We start from the raw sequence: 3,845 nt of genomic DNA, 5'->3' as shown, positions 1-3,845 counted from the left end.
GTCACTGCTGGGGCATGAGTCCCATGACGAAGGGGATGATCTTGCCGCCGCGCTCGCTGGTCCAGTTCTGGGCGAGTTCGGCCATGAGCTGGATGGTGGAGGTGATGGTGGCGCCGGCGTTCTCCATGCGGCGGATCGCGATGTCGTCGGCCGCCTTGGTGGGGGAGCCGCCCGCGTCGGCGACGACCTGGACGTCGTAGCCGAGCTGCAGGGCGGTCAGGGTGGGGTAGACGGTGCAGACGTCGTTGGTGACGCCCGCGATGATCAGCTTCTTGCGGCCGGTCTCGCGCACCGCGGCGGCGAAGTTCTCGTCGTCCATGGCGTTGACGACGCCGAGCCGCTTGACGCGTGCCTCGAACTCCTCGGGGGCGATGTCGGCGAGTTCGGACAGCAGCGGGCCCTGGGCGTACTCCTCCATGGAGGAGGTGAGCACGAGCGGGATGCCGACGGCCTTGGCGGTGTTGGCCAGCGCGAGGGCGTTGGCCTTCATCTGCTCGAACTCGATGGACCGGACCCAGCCCATGGTGCCGACCTGGTGGTCGATGAGCAGCATCGCCGTGTTGTCGGCGGTGAAGGACTCTGCGGACATGATGACCTCTTTCGTGACGGTGTAACCGACTGGTGTGCGGATCGAGCGACCCTTCGCACAGCACATTACTTGGTCGACCAATCTTTTGCCAATGTGAGTGTACGGCGCCCCGAGATCCTGGGTCTGCACCCTCGTGAAGGGTGTGAGGTGTCGCGCCTGGAGGCAGATGATTGGGCGGCCGAATGATTGTCCGGGGTCAGACGATCCGCGACGCGGCGGTACGGGCCAGGGCCAGCGTCCGGGAGCGTTCGGGTGCCGTGGGGCTGCCCGCGTCGCTGATCACGAGGAGGGTCCTGCCCACGACGACCAGGACGAGGGTCTCCTCGACGGTGAACGTCCCGGTGGTCGCGGTGACCGTGGCGTGCCAGGACGCGTTCCCGATCCCCGCCGAGCCGTGCGGCACCACACGCTCCGTACCGGTGGTCCCGTCGCTCCAGCCGATGGCGAACTCGGGGCAGCCGGACAGCACACTCGTCGCCTGCTTCAGCTCCTGCTGTGCCCCGGATCCCGGCAGCCGGCGCAGCACCTGCTGGAGGAACGGGCCGCTCTGGCTCATCGCGAAGGTGACCCTGGCCTCGACCGCGCCGGGGTGGGAACCGCGTGACGACTCCAGTGAGTTGAGCGCGGTGAGGCATCCGGGACGGTCGGAGCGCGTCGGGGGATCGTCGCGCAGGACGGTCTTCACATAGCCGGCCGGCAACTCGGCTGTGGTGAGCAGGGCCGCGGACAGGGCCGCGGTGCCGGTGGACGTGGCGGTCGCGGGTGCGTGCGTAGGCGCTGCGTTGTCCGGCCGGTGGCGTGCGCTGTCGCAGCCGGCGAGGGCCGTACCCGCCAGCACCGCCACCACGACCGGCAGGGTGGCGAGCCGTCGTCGGCCGGTGGCGGACGTCGTAGCGGATCTCGGGCTCACGGGTGTCTCCTCGGACGGCGGGCGGATCGTCGTGCGTGGCCGGTCAGCGGCCGTAGCGGAAGTACAGGTCGCAGCGCAGGACGGAGGCGACCAGTGCGTGGCGGTCCACGGGTCCCGCCGGGTCGCGCTGGAGGACGGCCGCTGCGGCCCGCAGCACGGTGTCGTCGAGGCCGCCGAGCAACTCGGCCGTGTCGGCGCGGCGTTGGGGATCGGTCCAGATGGCGGTGCCGCCCAGGGACAGTGCCCGGCAGACGAGGGCGGTGTTCGTCCGCAGGGCGGCCGTCCGCTCTTCCTCGGGCGGGAGTACGGGGAGTTGGTCCAGGGGGACGGTCCGGTCACCGCTGGGGGAGACCGACGGGTCCGTCGGAGTCGCGGACACCGCCGAGTCGCCGGAGCGGGCTGCGGCCGGTGCCCGGCCCGGCCCACCGCCGAAGGCCGCCCATCCGGCCCCGGCCGCGACCAGGACCGTCGCGGCGGCCAGCACGGCCAGGGGCCGGATCCGCCCGGCGCCGCTCGGGGGTGTCTTCCGGATCAGGTCGGCGGGAAGTACCGGTGCGTTCCGGCCGGCCTGAGCGGGGTCCGGTGCGTGCGGCTGCGAGGCGGAGGAGGGCGTCGACGCGATGGGAGTCCCCCCGCGCGAGCGCAGCCGAGCGTGGGCGAGTCGGCGACCGACGACAACGCGGCGGACGCGCGTGCCCGACCCCGCGTCGCCGGCCTGATCCAGAAGACACCCCCCAGGTCCGGGGCGCCTCGATGCGCGGGCGGCGGCCGCCGGTACCAGCGCGCCGACGACGGTCGTCAGCACCCCCGCCCACCAGGGCGTGTCGATCACGGCCCACCGGATGTCGGGGGCGGCGCGGGCCGCCGTCAGCCGGGCGAACAGGAACCAACTGCCCAGCGGCACGGCCAGCAGGAGCCCGGACAGTCCTACGGCCGCCGCGCAGGCGGGTGCTGAACGGGGACCGTCCACCGTGGCCCCCAGGGCTCTGGCGAGGGAGGTGGTCCAGACGGCGAACAGCGCCCCACCGGCCATGAGCGCCACGCCCAGCGCCAGCACCTGCTCGCGCGGCACGTCGGTCAGGGAGAGCGCGGTCGCCAGCCCGTCCGCGGTGCCGGTGTCCCGTACCCAGTCACCGGCCGCCCGCCCGGCGAGCTGGCTGCCCAGGAGCACACCGAGACCGAGCGCTGCTCCGGCCCGCGCCGCGCGCCGGCCGGATGCGTGCCGGTGTCCCACGGCCACGGCCCGCCACCATGCCACGGTCACCACCCCGGCCACGGCCCAGCCGGTCAGCAACCCGCCCACCATGTAGGCGAGTTGGGTGTGCTCGGGCATCAGAGCGGCCACCAGCAGGGTGAGGTCCGTGAACACCAGGCCCGCGGCGAGCCCGGTGGTCAGGCACTCCAGGGACGACAGCCCCCAGGACCGCGCCGGATCGGCGAGCACGGCCAGCCGGACCGCGGGTGTCGGATGCGTGGCGAGCCCCAGGTGCCGCCTGAGATGCTCGACGCGGCCTGGCGGGACGGCCGAGCCGAGGTGGTCGGCGGTGGCGTTCCGTGGTGCGCGGGGATCCGCCGCCGCGCCGAGGTCGGCGTCGTGCTCCCGCACGCGCAGCACGGCGCACAGGGTGAGCAGTACGACGGCCAGGACGACCGCCATGCGCACCAGCAGACCGGCGCCCAGCAGTCCGGGGTCGCGGGCCAGCGCGACCGCCATCGGCAGGGTGACGCCGAGGAGCAGAAGCCACGAGGCCGCGATGGCCAGCCGTACCCGGCCCACGTCCCGCAGCCGAAGGTGGGCCAGTTCATGCCGGAACACCGCGTCCACGTTCCGGTCGCGCTCGGTGTAGAAGTGGGAGTCGGCCACGATGAGGGGCCGGCGGACGGTACCCGAGGCACGCGCCCGGACCCCGACGCGCCGGCCGTGACGCACCCACAGCACCGGCCGGGGCCCTTCTCCTTCGGGCGCCACGGCGGCCAGGCGCCGGGCGAGCGGTGAGCAGTGCTCCGGCTCGGCCCGCCACCGCCACAGACTCAGCCGGCGCTCGGCGGCTCGGTAGAGCAGGGCGAGGGCCAGCAGGGCAAGTGGCCCGCACAGCACCACCGCCGACTGCGTCAGTCGTACGTCGCCCACGCAGCCGGTGAAGCGGGTGAGAACCTCGTCGGGCGCGGCGTCGGTGGTGGGCAGGCAGGCGAGTTGCGCGTCCGGCCAGTTGTCCCGGCCCAGGACCAGCCACCACCAGGTGGCGAACGAGGCACCGGCGCCCGCGACGAGGACCAGCAGGGCCAGCCGGGTGGTGGTCGGCAGCGGCAGGGGGCTGGAGACCAGTGCGCGGGCCACATCGGGTC

General features: G+C 73.5%; 3 protein-coding genes. All 3 read right to left on the bottom strand.

Annotation, left to right across the window (positions count from 1 at the left end; all coding sequences use genetic code 11):
- Position 1: 1 nt before the first annotated feature.
- On the bottom strand, positions 2-589 hold the full coding sequence (locus BEK98_RS45015; protein WP_094222632.1) for an isochorismatase family protein: 588 nt from the start codon (positions 587-589) through the stop codon (positions 2-4).
- A 196-nt stretch (positions 590-785) separates the two neighbouring features.
- A complete protein-coding gene (locus BEK98_RS45010) occupies positions 786-1,499 on the bottom strand; it encodes a hypothetical protein (RefSeq protein WP_094222631.1) in 714 nt (237 codons plus the stop codon).
- A 43-nt stretch (positions 1,500-1,542) separates the two neighbouring features.
- The coding region (locus BEK98_RS45005; protein WP_094222630.1) for a M48 family metalloprotease at positions 1,543-3,845 on the bottom strand (2,303 nt) is incomplete at its 5' end.

This window comes from Streptomyces diastatochromogenes (genome assembly GCF_002242805.1).
Taxonomy (GTDB): domain Bacteria; phylum Actinomycetota; class Actinomycetes; order Streptomycetales; family Streptomycetaceae; genus Streptomyces; species Streptomyces diastatochromogenes.
Note: the sequence above shows the minus strand (reverse complement) of the source record. Positions and strands in the feature narration are given on the sequence as shown.

Bases quoted from the DNA above. Each gene is read 5' to 3' on its own strand.
- BEK98_RS45015 (WP_094222632.1), bottom strand. From the start codon at position 589: ATGTCCGCAGAGTCCTTCACCGCCGACAACACGGCGATGCTGCTCATC.